Origin of the sequence: Pseudolactococcus laudensis (assembly GCF_013449735.1) — a bacterium.
In the GTDB taxonomy this organism is placed as follows: domain Bacteria; phylum Bacillota; class Bacilli; order Lactobacillales; family Streptococcaceae; genus Pseudolactococcus; species Pseudolactococcus laudensis.
The window spans coordinates 1-22859 of sequence record NZ_JACBNY010000004.1 but is presented as its reverse complement, the minus strand read 5'-3'; the positions used below and the strand labels follow the sequence as shown (position 1 = coordinate 22859).

The window sequence follows — 22859 nt, the reverse complement described above, 5'->3', positions numbered from 1 at the left end:
CTTTCTTAAATGACTATAATACTTGTGTGGAATAGGATAGAGGAGGGAGTAAGCTATGAAAAAATCGGAGCAAAAAAAATTAGTCAAATCAAGCGAGAAAATATTTAATAGTTTGACGAAAACGCAACAACTGATTGTCTTGGTTGTTCTTGTCCTTGGCTTTCTAGGCTACTTTGTCTTTTCACAATCAGGCAATAATAATCCTTTTTCGCAAGAAAAGGTGATTAAAGCAAGCAATGCTGATGAGCTACTCAAGCTACAATGGAACGGCTCTGATACTTATTATGTCAAGTTAAATGGTGGTAAGTCGACTTTTTCTGCTGGGGCACTAGCGCAGGATTCAAATCAGGACGACTGGCTAAAATTTTCTCCTCTTGATAGTTTAGGTAGAGCTAATCAAGCCAATGCACGTCTGAGTTACAATCGGTATATGCAAGTCAAAACCATGTCACGACCAAGAATTCCTAATAATCCAGCAGGTTGGTCTTACAATGGTCGGTCTAATAATCAGGAAATTTATTTTGAGAATGGTCTGGTGACGCTTTATAATCGGAGTCATTTGGTGGCTTGGATGTTTTCGGGTGATGCGGGCAGCAAGGAGAATTTGGTGACGGGCACGCGGGCTATGAATTCGCCTGGGATGCAAGATTTTGAGTCGCAAATTTCGGATGTTTTGTATTATAAGAAATTACATGTGCGCTATCAGGTTACGCCAGTTTATCAGGGCAATGAGCTCTTGCCTCGTGGGGTGCAGATGATGGCGAAATCTATCGAAGATGGTGGCAAAAGCTATGATTTGAATGTCTATGTATTTAATGTTCAGCCGGGTTATCAGATTGATTATCTGACTGGAGTCGGACAAAAAACTAAGTAAAAGAGATAGGAGTGGCTTATGCGGACATCGCGAGCAACAATTGAAAAGTTACCTAAAATAGAACTGCATTGTCATTTGGATGGCTCAATTTCGATGCAAACGATTCGGCAACTGGCGCAGCAGGCAGGAATAGAGTTGCCAGTTTCAGATGAGGATTTGCGTCTAAAAATTACTGCACCTCAAAATGCTGAAAGCCTGATGGATTACTTAACGCCTTTTGACTTTGTATTGCCGATGTTGCAAACTGAAACTTCGCTTGAACTGGCAGCCTATGACATCCTTGAGCAAGCGCAGAAAGACAACATCCGCTATATGGAAATCCGCTTTGCTCCAACCTTGCATACGGCAGCTGGCTTGACGCTATCACAAGTGGTTGCCGCGGTTACACGAGGCTTGGCAGCAGGTGAACGTGATTTCCAAGTTAAAGCCAATGCCTTACTCTGCGGCATGCGTCATGAATCAGTCGACAGTGTTCTAACAGTCGTCGATTTATTTGCAGACGGTGGCTTGACACATCTGGCTGGATTCGATTTGGCAGGAGTAGAAGTAGATGGTTTTCCAGAACACTTCGCATCAGTCCTTGAAAAGGTCAAGTTAAATCAGATTCCGTTGACCTTACATGCGGGTGAATGTGGTTGTGCTCAAAATGTTTTAGGCGCTATCAAGGCTGGTGCTAGTCGGATTGGCCATGGTGTGGCCTTAAAAGATGTACCAGGCAATTGGGAGGCTTTAGTCGCTGATAAAATTGCGATTGAAATGGCCCCAACCTCTAACTTCCAGACCAAGGCTGTCGATACTTTGGCTAATTATCCTTTCAAGAAACTCTTGGATGCGGGTGTCAGAGTGACCATTAATACAGATAATCGGACTGTTTCAGGCACGACCTTAAATGATGAATATGAAAAAATTGCTGGTTGGTATGACTTGAGTGAGGCGGAGTTTCGTCAAATCGGTCGTCATGCCTTTGAGGCAAGTTTCATGTCTCCTGAACAGCGTGATGCTTTAATCAGTGAGTTTTAAAGTCTCAACGACCAAAAAGAGAAAAGCAAACTGGTTAGTTTACTTTTCTCTTTTTGGTATCGGCAATTTTTTTACCCCGATTTCGTATTGTTTTGGCAAAAGAATACTGATTTGGTATAGAAACACCAATTTTTACATCAATCTTGTATTGTTTCTGATAAGAAAATCATTATGCTTGATAATTTATCGAAAGCTGATACAAAAATAGGCTATGAACGATTCTGATTAACATCAGAAAAGGTTCATAGCCTATTTTTTAGGTGGCATTTATCCTAGCCCCTTTGTATCATTTATTTTTTATCAGGTGTCAAGACCATTGGAATAATGATCGGTTCGCGTTCTAACTCACGATAGAAGAAAGGTTTAATTGCCTCTGTCATGGCGCGTGCAACACTTGCCTCATTAGCATTTTCATCATTCATGGCTTTACGAATGGCATTGAACAAGACGCGTTGCCCTGAGCGAATCAAATCACCAGACTCACGCATATAGATGAAGCCACGGCTGAGCATGTCAGGACCCGCTAAAATCATCTTACTCTTGAAGTCTACTGTTGCAACAGCGAGGACCACACCGTCTTCTGACAATTCATGACGGTCACGAAGGACAGCGTTGCCGATATCTCCGATACCATTACCATCAACGTAAGTATCTTGGGCGTTAAAGTGACCTGCATAACGAGCAGAGTCAGCAGTCAGTGCTAAGACATCACCATTTTCAAAAATGAAACAGTTTTCTTTTGGCACACCAGTATCTTGAGCGAGACCGGCATGGATTTTTAACATCCGGTACTCACCATGGACTGGCATGAAATATTTCGGTTTAATCAAGCGGAGCATGAGTTTTTGTTCTTGCTGACCACCATGACCAGATGTATGAATGTTGTTCATTTTACCATAAATGACTTTAGCACCAGCCTCAGAAATACGGTTAATTAATTGATTCACACCATGCGTATTCCCAGGAATGGCATTAGATGAGAAGACAACGGTGTCACCCATTTGCAAGGTCACAAAACGGTGCATGCCATTTGCAATTCGACTGAGTGCAGCCATTGGTTCACCCTGTGAGCCAGTACACATGATGAGTAATTCATGCGGTTGGTACTGGTTCACTTCACCAGGTTCAATAAAAGTGTCTTTTGGTGCTTTGATATAGCCAAGTTCAATCCCGTTAACAATGGCTTTCTCCATTGAACGGCCGAAGACAACGATTTTACGACCAGTCTTAACGGCACCTTCAACGGCTTGTTGCAAACGGAAGATATTTGAGGCAAATGAAGCGAAGATAATCCGACCTTCAATGCGCTCAAAGATTTTTTGAATAGAAGCGCCGACAACTTTTTCAGAATGTGAGAAAGTTGGAATTTCAGCATTTGTTGAGTCAGAAAGTAAAAGTAGTACGCCTTCTTCACCAAGTGCAGCCATACGGTGCAAGTCAGCAGGTTCACCAACTGGTGTGAAGTCAAACTTGAAGTCACCAGTGGCAACGATTTTACCTTGCGGTGTATCTATGACCATGGCGATAGGCTCTGGAATTGAGTGAGTCGTGCGGAAGAATGAAAGTTTCAAGTATTTGAAAGCAATCTCATCATCAGGATGAATTTCAAAGAGTTTAGCATCACGCAAGAGGCCATGTTCTTCAAGTTTTCCGCGGATTAAAGCAAGTGATAATGGGCCAGCATAAATGGGCACATTGGCTTGTTTCAGGAGGAAAGGAATCCCACCGATATGGTCTTCGTGACCATGGGTGATGAAAACACCTTTAATGCGGTCTTGATTATCAACGATGTAGCTATAGTCAGGAATGACATAGTCAACGCCGAGTAAATCGTCTTCTGGGAATTTGATGCCGGCATCAACGATGATAATCTCATCTTGATATTCGACACCATAAGTGTTTTTACCGATTTCACCGAGTCCGCCAATGGCGAAAACCGCGACTTCATCGGGTTTGATGTTTAGATTGGTGTAGCTATTAGTAGTCATCTTTCTCTTTTCTTTTTTATATGATCTATTTTTTTAGTTTATTAAAAAACTTGTGATGAATCTCACAAGTTGTAAGGTTTCTTAAAAGGTTGTGATGTTGAAGCCTTCAGATTCTCTTTCGTATGCTGCTTGCTCATCACTGATGGCATCGATAAATTCAACATGGTAATCTGTATTGTCGCGCATGATTTCGCGTGCTTGGATGACACCTTGACGAACGTCAGTCGTGTCAAGCTCTAAATAGAGCGAATGTGTTGTTTCGCGTTTTGGGCTACGTTTTTTAGTTTCTTGATAAAAGACTTTGAAAAGCATATTTTTTCTCCAGTATAGTAATTTAATTTTACAGGTGCACCTTTAATAAAGGTCGCATTATTGCAATTACTTATATTTTAGCATAAAATAGTAATATACTCAACCAACACATATTTTACCCAATTTCAAGTGGTAAACTGGTATGTTTGGTTGTAAAACATTAGGAAGATAATCCCAAGAAATGAAATTATTAGCTTTTGATACCTCAAGTCAGGCGTTATCTGTTGCTTTGACAGAAGACGACAACCTGCTTGGGAAGATTGATTTAAACATCAAGAAAAATCACAGTATAACGCTCATACCGGCGATTGATTTTTTAATGACGCATGCAGGGATAAAGCCAGAAGAACTGGACCGAATTGCTGTAGCACAAGGACCTGGTAGTTACACGGGTCTTCGAATTGCAGTAACAACGGCTAAAACTCTAGCTAGCACGCTTAACATCGACCTCGTTGGTGTGTCAAGCCTTGCTGCCATTGCGGCCAATGTTGATGTGACAGGCAAAGTTGTGCCTCTAATTGACGCTAGACGGCAGAATGTCTATGCTGGTATTTATGAAAATGGTCTTAGCATGAGTCAAGAACAGCATATGTCACTCGACAAGTTATTGGATACTCTAAAAAATGAGGAAGTGCTATATTTTACAGGTGAGGTAGCTAACTTTCGTGAGCTGATTTCACAGACTTTACCGCAAGCTAAGTTTGTTGAAAATGCAGAGCGCAGATTGCCTAACGCCTATCAAATCGCGCGCTTGGGCGCAGGTTATGAACCAGTAAATGTGGACGCATTTGTCCCAGTGTATTTGAAAAAAGTTGAAGCGGAAGAGAAATGGTTGGAGACACATGCAAAAAATCAAGGAAATGATACAAACTATATCCAAAGTATTTGAGGCTCAGGATTTTCGACAATATCGTGCTTTTGATGATGTTGATTTGGATGTGGTGATGGGTCAAACGCGCTACCGTATCGCTGAGCGTGAGGATATCGTGAGTTTTCTTGCGATTGAGCGTGATGTTTATGGTGGCGACACACCGTGGACATTTTCGCATTTTGAGCATGAAATCATGACTAATGACCTTGCGATTTTTATCACGGCAGAGGCAGATGGCAAGATTGTTGGTTTTATCGGGGGACGTGTGGTTCCTGAGAATAATTCAGTTCACTTATCAAATTTAGGTGTTTCAAGTGCTTTTCAGCGCCAAGGCATTGGGTCAAATCTGGTGAAGAGGCTGGCTGAATTAATGCGACAATTGGGCGTCGATTCACTGACTTTAGAAGTGAAAAGAAATAATTTACCTGCCCAAGCCATGTATCGTAAGTTGGGGTTTGAGACAAAAGAAATTTTACCTGGCTACTATGAAAATGCGCAAGATGGTCTTTGGATGGTGAAACAATTAGCAGCAATAGGTGATAAGCAAGCGGTATGATAACGATTAGAAAACTCAATTTTTTGACAGATTGTTATCGTGATTTTGCAGGAGATATTCAGGCGATTTTAGACGATTTATATGAGGAGTCGCCATGGACATTTGAGCAGACATTTGCGGACCTCTTACGAGAGGAGTCTGTTTACTATCTGGCTTTTACAGAAGAACAAAAAGTTGTTGGTTTTTTGGCATTATCAGTTGTCATGGATGAAATTGAAATCACCAATATTGGCGTTGCTAAAGCTTATCAATCGCAAGGAATTGCAAGCCTATTGCTCAAACAATTAACAAAACTTGAAGGAAAAATTTTCTTAGAAGTCCGTGCATCAAATGAAAGAGCGCGGCATTTATATGAAAAATTCGAGTTCGAGGCTTTTTATCAAAGAAAAAATTATTATCAAAATCCGCAAGAAGATGCGATTTTAATGAAGAGAGAAAAATGACAGATAATTATATATTAGCTTTTGAGACTTCTTGTGATGAGACGAGTGTTGCGGTCTTGAAAAATGGTCAGGAGCTGTTAAGTAATGTGATTGCGAGTCAAATCGAGAGTCACAAACGTTTTGGTGGTGTTGTACCGGAAGTTGCTAGTCGTCACCACGTCGAAGTAATTACCGCCTGTATTAATGAGGCAATGGCAGAGGCCGAGATTACACCCGCTGATTTGACGGCAGTAGCTGTTACTGAGGGACCCGGTCTTGTTGGCGCACTTCTAGTAGGTGTTGCAGCAGCCAAAGCTTTTGCTTGGGCGAATCACTTGCCACTTGTACCAGTCAATCATATGGCTGGTCACTTGTGGGCAGCTCGTCAGGTTAAACCACTTGAATTTCCATTAATGGCCTTGCTCGTCAGTGGTGGTCATACAGAGCTTGTCTATGTGGCAGCACCTGGGGATTATAAAATCATTGGTGAAACGCGAGACGATGCCGTTGGTGAAGCCTATGATAAGGTTGGGCGTGTGATGAACTTGACTTATCCTGCAGGGAGAGAAATTGATGGTCTAGCTCACCAAGGGCAAGACGTCTTTAACTTTCCACGGGCTATGATGAAACATGACGACCCTGCCCTTGAATTTAGCTTTTCAGGTCTTAAATCAGCCTTTATTAACACCGTTCATAATGCGGAGCAAAAGGGACAGACATTGGATAAAAAAGACTTGTCTGCGAGTTTCCAAGCTGCCGTGATGGATGTTTTGTTGGCTAAAACTAAAATAGCTTTAGAACAATTTCCGGTGAAAATGCTAGTGGTTGCAGGCGGTGTGGCAGCGAATCAAGGGTTACGTGAACGTTTAGCCGCTGAAATCACAGCTGTTGATGTGGTGATTCCACCACTTAGACTTTGTGGTGATAATGCTGGGATGATTGCCTATGCTAGTGTCTGCGAGTATAACCAAGGACATTTAGCAGGACTAGGCTTAAATGCGCGACCTAGTTTGACCTTTGAATCAATAAGTTAAATCGTTCAAAGTGATGATAGGTGGTAAGTGGTAAGAGGAATGCTTTTTAATTAGAATAAAAGCCTTTGTCAAGGGGATTATAAAGCTGGTTGACATGACGTTGGGGGAGACGGAAAATGACATACTACGTAGGATTTGATATTGGGGGAACAGCAGTCAAATATGGTCTGGTAAATGAAACAGGCAAGATAATTGAAAAAGGCTCGTTTGCGACAACACCAAATGACGGCGAGCAGTTAATTGCCAATATGGCAAAGCAAGTCGCAGCTTATCAGGAAAAGTATGCTATTCTAAGTGTTGGTGTTAGTGTGCCAGGCATTGTACGTAAAGACGGTTATATGATTACTGCAGGTGCCGTTACAGCTTTCTTTGATATCAACCTCAAGACAGTATGCGAAACAGCCTTTCAGTTGCCTGTTGTCGTTCAAAATGATGCCAATTGCGCTGCTTTGGCTGAGCAATGGATTGGTAATGCTCAAGGCGTTGAAAATTACATCGTGATTTCCTTGGGAACAGCTGTTGGTTGTGGGATTATCATTAATAATGCTATCTATCAGGGGGCACACGGTGCAGCTGGTGAAGTAGGCTGGACAATGCAGCAACCGCTTGATTATACACAAGACCTTGAAGCAGGCTCTTGGAACTTTACAAGTGGCGTTGTGCTTGGTCTCTATAATCGGTATCAACAAGCGACTGGTAAAGAAGTGACAGATGCGCGCGTGATCCTGGATCTTGTTCGTCAAGGCGATGCGCAAGCAAGCAAAGTCATGGATCGCTACTATGAAGATGTGGCTAAAGGCCTGCTCAATCTTGTCTGTGCCTTTGATCCAGAGGTGATTTTACTTGGTGGTGGCATTAGTGCCAACGATGAATTCTTAGGTCATTTGTCAGAGCGAATCGATAAGATTAAACAACATCACAAGTCATTAAACCACTTAACTGGTGTGACTGTTGCGGGTATCAAACCGTGTTTATTGCGTAATGATGCCGGCTTAATTGGTGCCGTTTATCAAGCTAAACAAATTATTGGATAAAATAAAAGAGGCTGAGACAAAGTCCTCTAAAAATAGGCGATGAACCATTTTCGAAGTTAATCGGAATCGTTCGTCGCCTATTTTTGTATCGCTTTGGATTAATGGTTAAGCAGCAAGATTACCAAATTGGTAGAAAAATGCTGTTTTCTAGTGAAATCGGTATTCTTTCTGAGAAAGATTACCAAATTGGTAAAAAAAATGCTGTTTTCTTGCGAAATCGGTATTCTTTCTGGGAAAGATTACCAAATTGGTATTCTTTGGGAAAAACAATATCAAAAAGAGAAAAATAAATGGAACACATCATTGCCAAGTCAGCTTTAATCTATTGGTAGCCGAGATTTTGTACTTGGTCCTTTTTAGTTGAGAAAAAATAGCGATGCCACCTGATCAATTCAGGAGACATCGCTATTTTAATGACAGCTAGTCAGCGCTTATTTGCGTTGTTTACCAGCATTACGATTTTTCTTTTTATTAGTTGAAATAGCCTTGTTAAAGTCTTGTTTAGCTTTGACAACGTTTTGTGGTGTTACATCTTTCAAGCCAGCAGTTTTAACAACAGGTGGGTTGGCTTCAAATTCTCTGTCAATTTTCTCACGTAAGTGAGGTTTGATGATGAAAGTCACAATGACTTGTTGGATGATACCGAAGATACCACCGATAACCCAGTAAAGGGTGACACCGGCAGGTGAACTGAATGAGAAGAAGACGATCATCAAAGGACTCATGAACATCATCGTTTTCATTTGTTTCTTCTGTTCTTCATCAATGCCAATAGTTGATAGGTAACTTTGAACGAAGTAGAAAACACCTGCAACGAGAGTTAAGACGATACTTGACTTGCCTAGGTCAATGCCCAGGAATGTCGCTGTTGAAATACCATCTGTATAACGTGCTGCGTAGAAGAGGGCAGAGAAGAAAGGCATCTGAATCAAGAGTGGTAGACAGCCCATCGAGCCGAACATACTAACACCATTTTCTTTTTGCGCAGCCATGAGTTCAGATTGAGCAGCCATTTTTTCTTCATTGGTCGTTGCGTTTTTCATACGGTTTTGGATTGGTTCCAAAACAGGTTTCAAATAACGCATTTTTTCTTGCATGTAGCTTGATTTGTAGGCTTGATTGAGACCAAGTGGCAAAATGACCAAGCGCACAATCACCGTTACTAAAATAATCGCTACACCGAATCCGAAACCAAGGTTATGCGCGAAGAATTCAACCGCAGCACTCATTGGCTTAACGAGAATGTTATAGACCAAGCCATCACCAGTTGGTTTACCATTTTTTGTTTTCACACAGCCTGTCAAAAAAAGTAGTGCCGTCAGCATAAAACCTGACAAAAAAAGTCGTTTAGTTGTTTTTTTCAAGATTTTTCCTAATTTCTAATGGTCAGCTTTGAAAAAGCGCCAAAAATATATATAGTCCTATTTTACCATAAAAAAAACAAGATTTTCAATAAGTCCTCAGACTGAAGTCTTGTTTTTTCAATTACAGCTATAAATATCGAATGTCTTATTTGATGAAAGCTTTGATTTCAGCATCAAAAGCTTCAAGTTTAGCAGCAGACAAATCCTGCGTTTCACCAACCGCAGCCAGATAGAACTTGATTTTTGGTTCAGTCCCAGAAGGGCGAACCGCAATCCAAGAGCCGTCTTCAAGATGGTATTTGAGCACGTTTGATGGTGGCGTTGTCAAAGTTTCGACAGAGCCATCAGCAGCAGTAGCAGTATTTTCAAGGAAATCTTCTGTCAAAGCAACTTTGATACCATTGAAGGCAGTTGGTTGATTGCCACGGAATTTATCCATAACTGCTTTGATTTGAGCCGCACCATCAATTCCCTCAAGGGTAACAGAAACTGTATTTTCAAGGTAGAAACCATATTCAGCATAAATATCTTGAATGCCGTCGTACAAAGTTTTGCCTAAAGATTTGTAATAAGCAGCTACTTCACAGATCAAAAGCAAAGCTTGAATGGCATCTTTATCACGAACGAAAGGTTTGATCAAATAACCAAATGACTCCTCAAATCCCATCATGTAAGTGTGGCTACCTGTTTCTTCAAATTCTTGGATTTTCTCAGCAATGAATTTGAAACCAGTTAAGACGTTGAACATCTTAACGTCGTAAGATTTGGTAATCGCTGTCACCAATTCTGTCGAAACGATCGATTTAACAACTGCAGCATTTGCAGGGAGAGTGCCTGCTTGCTTGTGTGCCTCAAGGATATACTTAGCCAAAACAGCACCGATTTGGTTACCAGAAAGCGGTTGGTAATCACCATTTGGCAAGCGAACTTCCACACCGATACGGTCAGCATCAGGGTCAGTTGCGACTAACATGTCAGCGTCTACTTCACGACCCAATTTTTCTGAAAGTTCAAAAGCAGCTTGGCTTTCAGGGTTTGGCGATTTGAGAGTTGGGAAGTCACCATCAGGAATAGCTTGTTCTTCAACAACAGCAATCTTTTCAAAGCCAGCTTGTGCTAGTGTTTTACGACCAAGCATTTCACCAGTACCATGAAGTGGCGTGAAGACGATATTGAGGTTTTTACCAAATTCATCAATAACAGCTTGATTAATCGTAACAGATTTCACATTTTCCAAATATTTCTTGTCAATGTCATCGCCGATGATGGTGATTAGCTCACTATTTTCATCAGCAAGTTCGATATGGAAGATATCCTCAATCTCATTGATATAGTCTGTCAATTGATCCGCATCTTCAGGCGGCATTTGTCCGCCATCTTCGCCATAAACCTTGTAACCATTGTACGGCGCGGGGTTATGAGAGGCAGTAATCATAATCCCTGTCAAAGTGTTCAATTCGCGGATGGCAAATGATAGCTCAGGCGTTGGGCGCAATGATTCGAAAACGTAAGACGGAATATCATGAAGGGCGAGGATGCGTGCTGCATCAAATGCAAACTCGCGTGAAAAATGACGTGAATCATAGGCAATTGCGACACCACGTTTTTTAGCATCGCCTTTAGAGTCCATGAGGCGGGCAAGACCTTCTGTTGTTTGACGAACAGTGTAGATGTTCATACGATTTGTGCCGACACCAATCAAACCACGTTGACCTGCCGTACCGAATTCAAGTGATGTATAGAAGGCATCTTCTTTTGTGTGCTCATCCATTGTTGCGAGCTCATTTTTAAGATAATCAGGTAATTCTGAAAAATCAGCCCATTTTTGATAAGATTCTTTGTAAGACATTCTGTCTCCTTTCGCTTTATAAGCATCTTTAATTTAGTTTTTAGAAAGCATTTTCATACAAGACTATTTTAACAAAAAAAAACGTGAATTTCACGCTTTCCGAAGTTTAATTACGAAATTTCATTAAAATAGGGACAATACTTGCCGTTAAAATGGTTGCAGCAATGGCCTCAGCGATTGAATTTGTCGCGATGATTGAGGCAATTAATGCCCTGAATGTCATATTCAGTTGGTTGTTGAATAATAGAAAAGCCGAGGTGAGGACCAAAATTGTGTTGGTAGCAGAGCCTAGAAAACCAGCAAGTCCAGCACCGAAACGATTTTTTGCCAATTGATAAATGAAAAATGGCAGAATCCCAACAAGAATTCGAGGGACAAAAGCGACAAAGAGTGACCAAATATTACCGTGAGGTGCAAATGGTGAGAATAAAAATGAAGTCGGAATTGGCGCAATTGTTGAGTTTAAAAAAGAAATCATCCCCATGACAAAGCCGAGAACAGCACCTTTACGCCAACCTAGAATGATTGAGCCTATAATGACAGGGATATGAACCAAGGTAGGCTGAATCGGAAAAGGCCAAAAGGTGTAGACAATTTTGGATAGGAGATGAATCACCACCATAATCGCGATAAAAATACTAAGTGTCGCAATATCAGAAGCTTTAGAATTATTTTTTTGGGGAGTCATATATGTGAGCGAGTCAGTTATGTGAACTGAACTCAGGTCCTTTCTATAAAATAAAGATGGGAAGACGATGTCAGATAAACATCATCCTTTACAAATATCCTGAACATATTGAACGATATCGGCGACATCAGCAAGTGCCCCGCGCCCAACATCTCCACAAGCAAGCAAGGCAACTTTAGGTTCAATCATCTTGAAACCAAGATCAAGCAAGGTTTGGATATTACGCTGGGTTAAAGGATTTTCATACATATTTGTATTCATAGCGGGTGCGATAACTTTTTTGACATCTTGTGGCAAAGCCAAAGCAACAGCTGAGACGATATCATCAGCACGGCCTTGCGCTAGGCGAGCAATCGTATCGGCAGAGGCTGGTGCGACTAAGAAAATCTCTGTCTCTTTAGCTAAGTCAATATGATTGACACTGTCAGCCTTATCTTCCGCCATGACATTCGTATGAACAGGGCGTTTAGAGAGGACTTGTAAAGTTAGTGGTGTGATAAAAGCCTGAGCAGCATCTGTCATTAGAACGGTCACTTGGTGACCAAGCTTACCCAATGCTGACGTGATATCGGCAGCCTTGTAGGCTGAAATGCTACCGGTTATGGCGAGTGTGATGTTTGTCATAAGTCTCCTCACTTTTTCGGACGATTAAGTCGGCAATTTCATGCTTCGTGTTTATTTCTATTATAGCATCTTTAGGGTTTTGACTGAGCAGTAATCCGTGATGCGTCGTTGCGGTAATCTCAGTCAGGTCATTAGCTAGGACATAGTCTGCTTGGTTTTGGCTCAATGCTGCCTGAGCGACGGAAATTAGGTGTTCTTTTGAAACATCAACCAAGAGTTTGAAGCCAAATAAGATAATATTTGGATTGTGCTTTTTAATAGAAGTAATCACCTTGGGTGTCTTTTTCAAAAACAAGACTTGATAGTCAGACTGAGAGGCTATCTTATCTTCTGTATTACTTTTGGCAAGAAATTCTTGAAGGTCAGATGATGTAGCTACCGTGTCGAAATCAGTCATGTAAACTGGTGTGTAATCAGAGACAGCCATACTATGGATGAAAACATCAGCTTGGGGTGTCCATTTAGCTGTAGCGGATAGTAAATCTGCGACATCAGTAATAGGTAGAATGGTTAATTTAGGATGCGGTTCAGGTAAAACAGCGCCTCGACCGGCTAATAAAATAACGTCATGATTTGCCATTAAAAAACGCTCAGCAATAAGTTTGCCTAAGTTACCCGTCGCAAAATTAGTGATCCCTCGAACTTGGTCAATGTTTTCAGTCGTCCCACCAGATGTGATAAGAATGCGCATGATAAGCCTTTCAAATATGTTTTTATCATTATATCACAAAAATGAAGGGGAGTGAAATATCTAATTTATCATTTTGTAATATAATTGTAATTGACAAATATAAATAACAAATATATAATAGAAATATAACGATTGGAAGGAGGGCGGGGTATCGAAATCGGTAGTATTATTACATGTCAACCTATTTCTTTCTCAGAAAAAATAACAGGAGTTGTGAGGAAAAAATACGTTAATACTTTTCTCGTAGAGGTGATGTCTTGGGAGAGTGAGGAGCATCATGACTTGATGGAACAATTTCGCTATGTCCTTGTTAAAGGATGAGCATTGCCTACATCGCAATCTTTGTAGTGTCCCGAGGCAGCGGGAAGGTTATCGCCACCATGAAAAGCGATTTTAGTAAGACTAGCAAATGACTAGACTTCAATAGATTTACAATAAATTACATAGTAACATCTGCCTACACATATTTAAATAATCGTTAAGTTAGACTGACGTTTAAATGAAAAAAATGAGTTCTGACAACATAACCAGAACTCATTTTTTTATTGATTTGCTTTTTTGATTTCACCTTGTGGGAAGTAAGTTCCTTCCTTCATATCGTTAATGAAAACATGGATGGCAGATTTTGGTGCACCTGTATTTTTGATGACAACTTCGGTGATATCGTGTGCAAGTGCAATTTTTTGTTCGTCAGTACGACCTTCGAATAAATCAACATGGACAAATGGCATAATGGTTACCCCTTTTCTTATATAGAAGTATTTTGACATACTTTCAAAAAAATATCAAGTTAAGTGTCGTGTCATCATTAAGCTAACAATTAAGAAATAATCAGATAAGAGATTTTTGAGCAATCTAATTTATTTTTAAAAAAGGTTTGACAAATTGGTATAGACCTGTTAAAATAATAAATGTTAACAGATGTAAACGATTTCATGTGACTAGATAATACTAGGCATGGCACAAGTCTGAAAAAAGGGAGATAATCCCTATTTCAGCTACGCCATGCCTATTTTTTGTCCGCATGGAGTGATTTATTTCTTTTCTGCAGGAGAAAGAAAATGATGGAAATTCAAAAAGCATTAAATCAAAATGCGGTACTTGTCCTTGACGAAGGACAAGCAAAAGTCGCAATTGGTAAAGGAATAGGTTTTAAAGCAAGACCAGGTGAAACAATTGCGCAAGACGCAATTGAACGCTTATTTGTCTTGGAACCTGAGGGTGTTAAGAGACTGCAAACACTATTAAGTCAGATTGATGAAAAGTTTTTCTTTGCTACTGAGGACATCATTGTTCATGCAGAGGCGGTGCTTGGGGAGAAGTTAAATCCTCATATCAATATTGGCTTATGTGACCACATCGCATTTGCGGCTGAAAATATTCAAAATCATATTTTTGTGCGCAATAAACTGTTGAAAGAAATTGAAGTCCTCTATCCCGAAGAGTTTTCAATTACCCAGTGGGCAGTCGACTATCTCAAGCGGGAATTGGATATTCCTTATAGCTTTGATGAAGCGGGGTATATTGCTATCCATATTCACACTGCTAGATGTAAAGACTCGGACAACAGTGAAAGTATTCGTGAGATTACGATTATTTCAGAAATTGTGCGTTTGGTTGAGCGTGAGCTGCAGTTTTCTTTTGACGGAGAAGACTTTGCGTTAACGTATTCTCGTTTGGTTAATCATTTGCGATTATTTATTCAACGCTCTCAAACGAATCGTTACGTAGGGTTAGACCAGGAAATTATGGGACTCGTCCAAGAAAAGTATCCTGAAAGCTTTGCTATTGCGAAAAAAATCCAAGTTTTGATGCAGCAGGATTTCAATTATTTAGTTTTAAATGAAGAATTAGGTTATCTAGCTATCCATATTGAGCGATTGCGGATGATTAAGAAATAAGACTTTACATGATTAATTATTTTTTATATTAAATGGAGGAACACATGCTATGAAAGCATACATGCAAAGAATGGGACGCTCATTGATGCTCCCAGTTACAACATTACCTGTTGCAGCACTTTTTTCAGGGATTGGTTACTGGATTGACCCAACGGGTTGGGGCGCAAACAATATTGTTGCTGCCTTCTTGTTAAAAGCAGGTGACTCAATTTTAGCCAATCTAGGTGTCTTGTTTGCCGTCGGTTTGGCACTCGGAATGTCAAAAGATAAAGATGGCGCATCAGCTTTGACTGGTTTGGTCGCATTCTTGGTACCAATGCAACTCTTGAATCCAGCAGCAATTGCTGCTTTCCAACACATTGACCTTGATAAAGTCAATGCGGCCTTCACAAAAATGAACAACGGTAACGTTTTCGTTGGGATTTTGGCAGGTTTATTAGCAGCAGCTATGTATAACCGTTTTTCAAATGTCAAGTTGCCAATGGCGCTTTCATTCTTTAGTGGGAAACGTTGTGTGCCTATCGTGACAGCAGCTTTGATGCTTGTTGTATCGGCTGCACTGATGTTTATCTGGCCACCAATTTTTGGTGCACTTGTCGCATTTGGTGAAACAATTGCCAAAATGGGAGCAGTGGGTGCTGGTCTCTATGGTTTCTTCAACCGTTTGCTTATCCCAACTGGTCTGCACCATGCCTTGAACAATGTATTCTGGTTTAATACCGCAGGTATCGATGATATCGGTAAATTCTGGGCTAACGAAGGTACTAAAGGGATCACCGGTATGTATCAAGCTGGTTTCTTCCCAGTTATGATGTTTGGTCTCCCAGCTGGTGCTTATGCTATCTACCGTCAATCACGTCCAGAAAAAAGAAAAGCAACAGCATCATTGATGCTTGCAGCAGCTTTTGCGTCATTCTTTACAGGGGTAACTGAGCCACTTGAGTTCTCATTCATGTTTGTTGCTTGGCCTTTATACGTGGTACATGCATCCTTGACTGGTATCTCAATGTTTGTCGCGGCGCTTTTCTACTGGACTGCTGGTTTTAACTTCTCAGCTGGTCTTGTCGATTTTGTTTTGAGTTTACGTGTGCCAATCGCTAACCAACCTTTGATGTTAGTTGTCTTAGGTTTGATCATGGCAGTTGTTTACTACTTCGTCTTTACTTTCGTCATTAAAACGTTCAACTTGATGACACCGGGTCGTGAAGAAGGCGAAGGCGAAGAAGATTTGGACCTTGATGCATCGCTTGGTGATAATAAATTCAAAGCTGACCAAGATAAAATCAAAGCAACTGGCGTACCAGGTGTTCGCGTCATTGACAAGGAAAACATCCAAGTCATTGTCGGAACAGAAGTTCAGTTCGTCGCAGATGAAATGAATAAAATGCAACAAAATGGTGGTGTGAGTGCTGTTGTAGCTGAAAGTGCTGCGGCGAAAGTAACACCAGTAGCACCTGAAACATCAGCGACTAGTGCTGCTACAATTAATGTTTATTCACCAGCACAAGGAACAATGATTCCAATGAATCAAGTTGCTGATGAGGTTTTCTCAACTAACATTATGGGTGATGGCTATGCCATTCAACCAACAGAAAATACAATTTACACACCAGTTGCTGGTAAAATTTCAAGCATTTTCCCAACACAACATGCTTTGGGGATTATGACACCAACAGGTCTTGAAGTCTTGCTGCACATGGGTGTAGATACAGTTGATCTTAAAGGTGAACCTTTCACAATGAAAGTTAAAGCTGGTCAAGAAGTTAAAGCTGGTGACGAAATTGCGATTATGGATCTTGCGGCTGTTAAAGCTGCTGGTAAAGGGACAGATATTATCGTTGCTTTCACTAATGGTGATGTAGTTGCTAACGTTGCTTTGACAGAACTTGGTAAAGCAGTAACGCCGAATCAAACCGTTGGTCAAGTGACTACTAAATAATAAGTAGAATACAAAAAAACTGTGAGACTGAAACAAAAGTCTTCTAAAAAATAGGCTATGAACAATTTATGATGTTAATTGTTCATGGCCTATTTTTATATCAATTAAATGAATTGTAACGCAACATAGTTATGTTATGAGAAAGATAAAGAAATTGGTAAATGATTAGCATTTTCGTGTGAATATGGTTATCTTTCTCAGAAAGACTACGAAATTGGTAAATGATTAGCTGATTTCGAGTGAATATGGTTATCTTTCTCAGAAAGACTACGAAATTGGTAAATGATTATCTGATTTTGTGTGAATATGGTTATCTTTCTCAGAAAGATAACGAAATTGGTAAATGATTATCTGATTTCGTGTGAATATGGTTATCTTTCTGAGAAAGATAACGAAATTGGTAAATGATTATCTGATTTCGTGTGAATATGGTTATCTTTCTGAGAAAGACTACGAAATTGGTAAATGATTATCTGATTTTGTGTGAATATGGTTATCTTTCTGAGAAAGACTACGAAATTGGTAAATGATTATCTGATTTCGTATGAATATGGTTATCTTTCTCAGAAAGACTACGAAATTGGTAAATGATTATCTGATTTCGTGTGAATATGGTTATCTTTCTCAGAAAGACTACGAAATTGGTAAATGATTAGCTGTTTTCGTGTGAATATGGTTATCTTTCTGAGAAAGACTAAGAAATTGGTAAAGCAATAGCTGATTTCATACGAAATCGTATCCTTTTCTATTTCGGTGACGGTGGTCTTTTTTTCTAGACGCTTTGTTTTTGATGTTTTAAATCGAGTTATCGCGTTATGAAGTGCTGAGTTTAGCTCATCTATGCTTTTATGGAGTTAAACGACCCTAGTTTTCAGATGTATTGTTTCAGAAAAGAGAGGGTTTGATCGTAACAGGCTTTTGCCTCGGGTGTCGCGTAGTTAAACTGATATTCATGGGGGATTTGTTTTTTGTCATTGTTGAAAAATAGGCTGGTGACGGGTACTGATAAGGATTTGAGGCGCTTTTCTAGTGCTATACCTTGGTCTTGGAAGGAGTAGAAGTTGCCGTCGGTGATATAGGTTGGCGGGAAGTTTTGGTTGACGTGGTTGACGAGGCTGCCTTGGTCTAATTTGAGGTTGGTCTGCCAGTGTTTGTCGTTAAGGAGCGACCAGGCAACTGTTTTGATGAAGAGCTGCATGGCATGATTGGGTGACTCTTCATGTGATAATTGTTTTAAATTGACTGGTCCGCTGTATGAGATAACGCCTTTAATGGCGTTTGGTAGGGTTTGGGGCATTGTCATTTCTTGGGCATAACTGGCATTGGTTTGTATCGTGGCGTACTGTAAAGCGATTTGTGAGCCCGCGCTGTCGCCACCGAAAAATAAGGTATCAAGATTGAGTATTGCCTTGTTGTTTTGTTGAAGTTGCTTGACAAGTTCATCCACTTGCATGACCTGGCTAGGGTAGTGGGCGTGGGGTGCTAGTTCATAGTTCATGGCTACGACTGCGATATGAGCATCTGCAGCGATTCGTGTCGCAAATTCTTTCATACCTGATTTATCCCCTCCAACAAAACCACCACCATGCACCCAAATTAAAACGGGCAATGGTTTGTCGGCGTTTTTAGGTGTATAGAGGTCATAGGTATTTTTGGCTTGCTTGGAGGTGTAGGTGATGTCTTGGGTGATATCAACTTGCTCGCGAGCTGCTTTGTAGGCTTGTTTATCGCCTATTTCAACTGGGCGATTAAACATCTGAGCAAATATATAAGCACCGGGTTTTGGTGACACTTGAAAAGCAATCCAGATAACTGCAATGAGCGTGATAATGGCAGAGAGTAACCATAAAGCGATTTTTAATAGTTTTTTTGTCATTAATTATCTCCTAGAATTGATACTGTTATCTCTATTTTAGTCTATTGTGAAATAAAAAGATAGTTTAAAGCAATAGAGCATATATTTGGGTATTTTGCGAATGATACAACTTTTTTCTTTAAAAAATATATCACTATAAGTATATCGCGTAAAATGGGGATTACATCAATAGGCGGATACAAAACTGATAGACACGATGAACATGGAGGCAATGTCTTTGTTTCTTGATTAAAAATAGTGAGAGGTTGAAATTAGGTTCGGGGTTAAAGGTGTCGGAGGGGAAGTTTATGAGTTTTATTTATTTAATGTTTTTAATCGGAAAATTCGAATTTTATCCCTAGTTGCAAAATTGACCAGAATCACTGAAAAAGGTGTGTTAACATGATATAATAGAGAGTAAATTGTCTACTCTCTATTTTTCTATTTAAAAATTAGTGCTATAATTTTGTAAGATGAATGCTTAGTTTTATAGAAAAAAACAGACAAGACATACAAAAGCGAATTCAGTTGTATCATCACTGAAAATTGCTGACAGCATATGCTGGATTGCGTAGGCTGAATACATAATAATTAAGGTAAAGGTGACATGGCACAATTATATTTTATATATGAGATTGAGCTGAATTAGTGTATATACAGTAGTCCTAGAAGATAGTCAGTGAAATTTCTGGGCAAAATCTGGGCAAATATTTAGAGAGTGGCCATTGTAATTTGAATAAAGAATAAAGTCTATCAGAAAGAAAAACTGGTGGGTTTTATTTTGTATTCAAATGTTTGACAGTTAGTACGTTTATTCAATATTTTTTTTAAAAAATAGAAGTACAGATGCATAATTTATTAAATCTTGCATCTGTACTTCTTGACGTAATCTCTATTGTTTTGAAACTGGTAAATCAAATTGTATTTCATCATTATATAGCTCTGAGGTGAAGATAAAGTTTATTCTTTCACTCGGTGTCGCTAACAAAACTGTTGATGTGACAAGTTTTGTTTCATCATTTTCAACTTCATAATTCTCTTTTTTTGTTTTATATTCATTATCCAACTGATAAGTGCCAAACTCAGTTGAACTAGAGTTCTCGTTTTTCCATCCTCCAACATTAGTTATACCGGCAGAATCTTTAATTTTTATATCGTCTAAAAATGGAGCACTGATTGTTTTTCCACTTGAATTTGATATTTTAATGGTAATGCTTACAGCTTGTTTTGCTTGATTTGAAGAATAAAAATCAAGATAATTCGAATCGTTTATTGATTTGTTTTTAGCTTCTTCAGTTACGTCTATAACTTTGGTTACTTCTAACGTATAGGCAACTTTACTACCATTTTTTATAGTTCCTAAAATATTAATATCTGAAATTTTTTGCATCGAATTAGATTTTTTATTTATTTTTGTGTTTTTTTCATTTTTATCAGTTGAAGAAGTATTTGGTTTTATTTGATTTTTATTTTCACTTGTAGAAGAGCATCCGGTTAGTAATGTTGTTAATAATACTACAATTAAGAGTGTGAGTTTTTTCATTTTTTCCTCCGAGAGATGTTATAAGAATGGTTTAAAGATAAAGATTAAAATGATAAAGTTACAATTTCTGTCAATACTTAGTATATCATAAGCCAGGTATCTTTCCTAGCCTTCACTTTTTAATGCTTGTTCATTATAATTTATCAGATTAAAATATGACGATAAAAATAAGTCCAGATAGCTTTTTTAAAAAAGAGATAGAATTACATAATGTTAGAACTGTCTTTTAGTCAGTATATGGTAATATGCTTTGGGTACTTGTGGATTTTCTCCTCATGCTTTACGCTATTCTCACATTAAATATTAGTGAAATCGGGTACTAATCTAGTTGCGATTATGGAGAGAATATGGCCTTCAGATCCTAATATTACTACTAAAAGTCTCCAAAAAAAGGTATGTATTAACTAAGTATAAATAATTGAGTAAAAAATAAAATCTATCAGTAAGCATAAACTGATGGACTTTATTTTGAAACAATATGTTTTATACTAGGGGACATGCCAATTTTATCAGATATAATGTTGTTAAATTCATACATAATTATACCATCGAGATGATAACGGAGTTTTAAAATTTCTATCAGGCGAAAATTCGTTTTGTCGCTTAATTATTTTATGATCTATTATATTAATTAGTCTTTTGCTTCAAATTCTAGATTATCGTTATGATCTTATATATAGTTAAAGTTAATATTTTTTAGATTGAAAATCTAAAATATCTGAATCGATAATTTTTCCGTTTTCTATGATAGTTGCTTTACTTAAAACTTCATTTTCAGTTTTAAATATTAGATCATCAAGAAAGGGGAATATTGCTTGAGAGATACTTTTAGATGCGGTTCTATAAAGTAAACTGGGAGTATGATCAATAACATAGTGGTTGATTTGATCTTGTGTATATAAAGGGGTGTTCATCGTTGTAATATGGGAACTTTCGATACCACCCGCAACATCAGCAGAAATATCTATAATTAAAGTTCCAGCATTCATCTGTGCTAAATCATCAAGAGATATTAAGTGATCATGTCTGTTAACATCCCAAAGAGCAGCGTTTACAATAACATCATATTCATTAAGGGATTTACTTAATAATTCCTCTTGATTATGTTTAAATACCGTAACGTCGGCACCAAGACCTTGTAATATTTTTATTGCGCCAAAAGCAACATTCCCTCGACCTATCACTGCAACTTTTGTATCGTAGGGCATTTGTCCTGTTAGAAGAAAGGCATGCATAATTGCTGCCTCACCAGCAAGTTCGTTATTACGCCAAAAGATATGTCGATTATCTGAATACATTTCTTCCCAAGCAATGGCACGAACTTTGGTTTCTAAAAGTACATTTGTAATATCTTGATTTTGTTTTGCATGAAGCCATCCAAAAACAGTCTGATGTTTCTGTAATCGATGTAAAAAATCAGACTCACCAATCTTTGGATCACAAATAATGTCTTGCTCTAACGCAACATCTCGAGATACAATATGAGCACCTAAGTTTGTGTAATCATTATCTGAAATTCCTAAATCACTGCCATAATTCTTTTCCAAATAAATTGAATTTGGATCTACTAATTTAGATAATTCCTGAGGTAATAATGCGATACGACGTTCATACTTTTTATGACTTTTTAAAAAGCCAATTGTATTTTGATTGTTCATATTGCTCCATTCGTTGAGCGACTATTAATAGTTTCTGACAATCGTTCTAGTCTAAGTATAACACGAAAACGATTTCATTAACGAAAAGATTAATAAACACTGCTTAACTAACAATAATAAAGTAAATATAAAAAGTACTAATTGATTGATTTGCTATTTTTTAGTGGTACTAATGTACCAATTTTGGTTATAATAAATGCAATTGATAGAGAAAATTTAAATATTTTCAATCTAGTATAAAACTGATATTCTATTATACTAACATTCTTGAGACCAGCTTTCAAAAACATACTTTTATGTAAGTTTCAATAAGCTTTAATATCATGGTTTTCTTGAGTTTTCAACGTTAATCATTTCCACTGATTTCAATCAGTTTCAACTGAATGGTGTGAATTTTTCCGTCAAAATATATGAATTGAGCTGATTAATACTAAAAATTCACACCATTTCATCGTTGAATAAAAAATAAAGTCTATCAGCAAACATAAACTGGTGAATTTTTATTTTCTTTGGAAAGTCAACGAAAAACTAGACACGGAGTTAAGAGAATTTAAGAATTATATTTTTCAAAGTCTTTTGGAGACTTGTAATCAAGAGCTGAATGCATCCTTTTTGTATTGTAATAGGTCTCAATGT

21 protein-coding genes are annotated in these 22859 nt (G+C 38.6%); 10 read left to right on the top strand and 11 right to left on the bottom strand.

The features are described from left to right. Positions 1–55 precede the first annotated feature (55 nt). Together HZR21_RS03620 and add are read left to right on the top strand one after the other, a co-directional pair. Entirely contained in the window at positions 56–874 is an 819-nt protein-coding gene (locus tag HZR21_RS03620; RefSeq protein WP_180746476.1) for a DNA/RNA non-specific endonuclease, read from the top strand. A gap of 18 nt (positions 875–892) precedes the next feature. Beyond that, complete coding sequence (add, locus tag HZR21_RS03615) at positions 893–1894, top strand: adenosine deaminase (RefSeq protein WP_180746474.1); 1002 nt, start codon at positions 893–895, stop codon at positions 1892–1894. Between the two features lie 290 nt (positions 1895–2184). Here the strand turns inward: add and rnjA are convergent, their stop codons facing one another. Together rnjA and HZR21_RS03605 are read right to left on the bottom strand one after the other, a co-directional pair. Continuing rightward, entirely contained in the window at positions 2185–3882 is a 1698-nt protein-coding gene (rnjA, locus tag HZR21_RS03610) for a ribonuclease J1 (RefSeq protein WP_180746472.1), read from the bottom strand. An 81-nt stretch (positions 3883–3963) separates the two neighbouring features. Beyond that, complete coding sequence (locus HZR21_RS03605) at positions 3964–4194, bottom strand: DNA-directed RNA polymerase subunit epsilon (RefSeq protein WP_003140175.1); 231 nt, start codon at positions 4192–4194, stop codon at positions 3964–3966. A gap of 181 nt (positions 4195–4375) precedes the next feature. Between HZR21_RS03605 and tsaB the strand changes: the two genes are divergently transcribed. The 6 genes from tsaB (at position 4376) to HZR21_RS03575 (ending at position 8401) form a co-directional block, all read left to right on the top strand. Beyond that, entirely contained in the window at positions 4376–5083 is a 708-nt protein-coding gene (tsaB, locus tag HZR21_RS03600) for a tRNA (adenosine(37)-N6)-threonylcarbamoyltransferase complex dimerization subunit type 1 TsaB (RefSeq protein ID WP_180746470.1), read from the top strand. Next, positions 5055–5621, top strand: coding sequence for a ribosomal protein S18-alanine N-acetyltransferase (gene rimI / locus HZR21_RS03595; RefSeq protein WP_246307793.1), 567 nt, complete (start codon positions 5055–5057; stop codon positions 5619–5621). The genes tsaB and rimI (HZR21_RS03595) overlap by 29 nt, the downstream gene beginning before the upstream one ends. Beyond that, entirely contained in the window at positions 5618–6064 is a 447-nt protein-coding gene (rimI, locus tag HZR21_RS03590) for a ribosomal protein S18-alanine N-acetyltransferase (protein WP_180746466.1), read from the top strand. Before rimI (HZR21_RS03595) ends, rimI (HZR21_RS03590) begins: the two co-directional genes overlap by 4 nt. Further along, positions 6061–7077: a tRNA (adenosine(37)-N6)-threonylcarbamoyltransferase complex transferase subunit TsaD gene (tsaD, locus tag HZR21_RS03585; protein ID WP_180746464.1), complete on the top strand. Its 1017-nt coding sequence runs from the start codon at positions 6061–6063 to the stop codon at positions 7075–7077. Before rimI (HZR21_RS03590) ends, tsaD begins: the two co-directional genes overlap by 4 nt. Positions 7078–7193: 116 nt before the next feature. After that, positions 7194–8111 carry an ROK family protein gene (locus tag HZR21_RS03580; RefSeq protein ID WP_180746462.1) on the top strand — a complete coding sequence of 306 codons (918 nt, stop codon included), beginning with the start codon at positions 7194–7196 and terminating at the stop codon, positions 8109–8111. Positions 8112–8212: 101 nt separating this feature from the next. Then, entirely contained in the window at positions 8213–8401 is a 189-nt protein-coding gene (locus tag HZR21_RS03575) for a hypothetical protein (protein WP_180746442.1), read from the top strand. 141 nt (positions 8402–8542) lie between these two features. On the opposite strand, the gene yidC is transcribed toward HZR21_RS03575, so the two are convergent. From yidC to HZR21_RS03545, 6 genes are all read right to left on the bottom strand, one after another. Then, positions 8543–9475, bottom strand: coding sequence for a membrane protein insertase YidC (yidC, locus tag HZR21_RS03570; RefSeq protein ID WP_180746460.1), 933 nt, complete (start codon positions 9473–9475; stop codon positions 8543–8545). Between the two features lie 145 nt (positions 9476–9620). Continuing rightward, positions 9621–11324, bottom strand: a complete 1704-nt coding sequence (locus HZR21_RS03565) for a phospho-sugar mutase (protein WP_180746458.1) — start codon at positions 11322–11324, stop codon at positions 9621–9623. A gap of 106 nt (positions 11325–11430) precedes the next feature. Further along, a complete protein-coding gene (locus tag HZR21_RS03560; RefSeq protein ID WP_180746456.1) occupies positions 11431–12012 on the bottom strand; it encodes an ECF transporter S component in 582 nt (193 codons plus the stop codon). An 81-nt stretch (positions 12013–12093) separates the two neighbouring features. Next, complete coding sequence (gene coaC, locus HZR21_RS03555) at positions 12094–12636, bottom strand: phosphopantothenoylcysteine decarboxylase (RefSeq protein WP_180746454.1); 543 nt, start codon at positions 12634–12636, stop codon at positions 12094–12096. Continuing rightward, positions 12605–13327, bottom strand: a complete 723-nt coding sequence (locus HZR21_RS03550) for a phosphopantothenate--cysteine ligase (RefSeq protein WP_180746452.1) — start codon at positions 13325–13327, stop codon at positions 12605–12607. The genes coaC and HZR21_RS03550 overlap by 32 nt, the downstream gene beginning before the upstream one ends. 542 nt (positions 13328–13869) lie before the next feature. Next, positions 13870–14058, bottom strand: a complete 189-nt coding sequence (locus tag HZR21_RS03545; RefSeq protein WP_031365976.1) for a 4-oxalocrotonate tautomerase — start codon at positions 14056–14058, stop codon at positions 13870–13872. Positions 14059–14391: 333 nt separating this feature from the next. Here HZR21_RS03545 and HZR21_RS03540 point away from each other — a divergent pair, with 333 nt between their 5' ends. Then, positions 14392–15228: a PRD domain-containing protein gene (locus tag HZR21_RS03540; protein ID WP_180746584.1), complete on the top strand. Its 837-nt coding sequence runs from the start codon at positions 14392–14394 to the stop codon at positions 15226–15228. 49 nt (positions 15229–15277) lie between these two features. Beyond that, positions 15278–17167 (top strand): PTS sugar transporter subunit IIABC, encoded by a 1890-nt coding sequence (locus tag HZR21_RS03535; protein ID WP_180746450.1) that lies wholly within the window; start codon positions 15278–15280, stop codon positions 17165–17167. Positions 17168–18038: 871 nt separating this feature from the next. On the opposite strand, the gene HZR21_RS03530 is transcribed toward HZR21_RS03535, so the two are convergent. The 3 genes from HZR21_RS03530 to HZR21_RS03520 form a co-directional block, all read right to left on the bottom strand. Then, positions 18039–19043 carry an alpha/beta hydrolase gene (locus tag HZR21_RS03530; protein WP_180746448.1) on the bottom strand — a complete coding sequence of 335 codons (1005 nt, stop codon included), beginning with the start codon at positions 19041–19043 and terminating at the stop codon, positions 18039–18041. A gap of 871 nt (positions 19044–19914) precedes the next feature. After that, entirely contained in the window at positions 19915–20565 is a 651-nt protein-coding gene (locus HZR21_RS03525) for a hypothetical protein (RefSeq protein WP_180746446.1), read from the bottom strand. A 686-nt stretch (positions 20566–21251) separates the two neighbouring features. After that, positions 21252–22223: a N(5)-(carboxyethyl)ornithine synthase gene (locus tag HZR21_RS03520; protein WP_180746444.1), complete on the bottom strand. Its 972-nt coding sequence runs from the start codon at positions 22221–22223 to the stop codon at positions 21252–21254. Between the last annotated feature and the right edge of the window lie 636 nt (positions 22224–22859).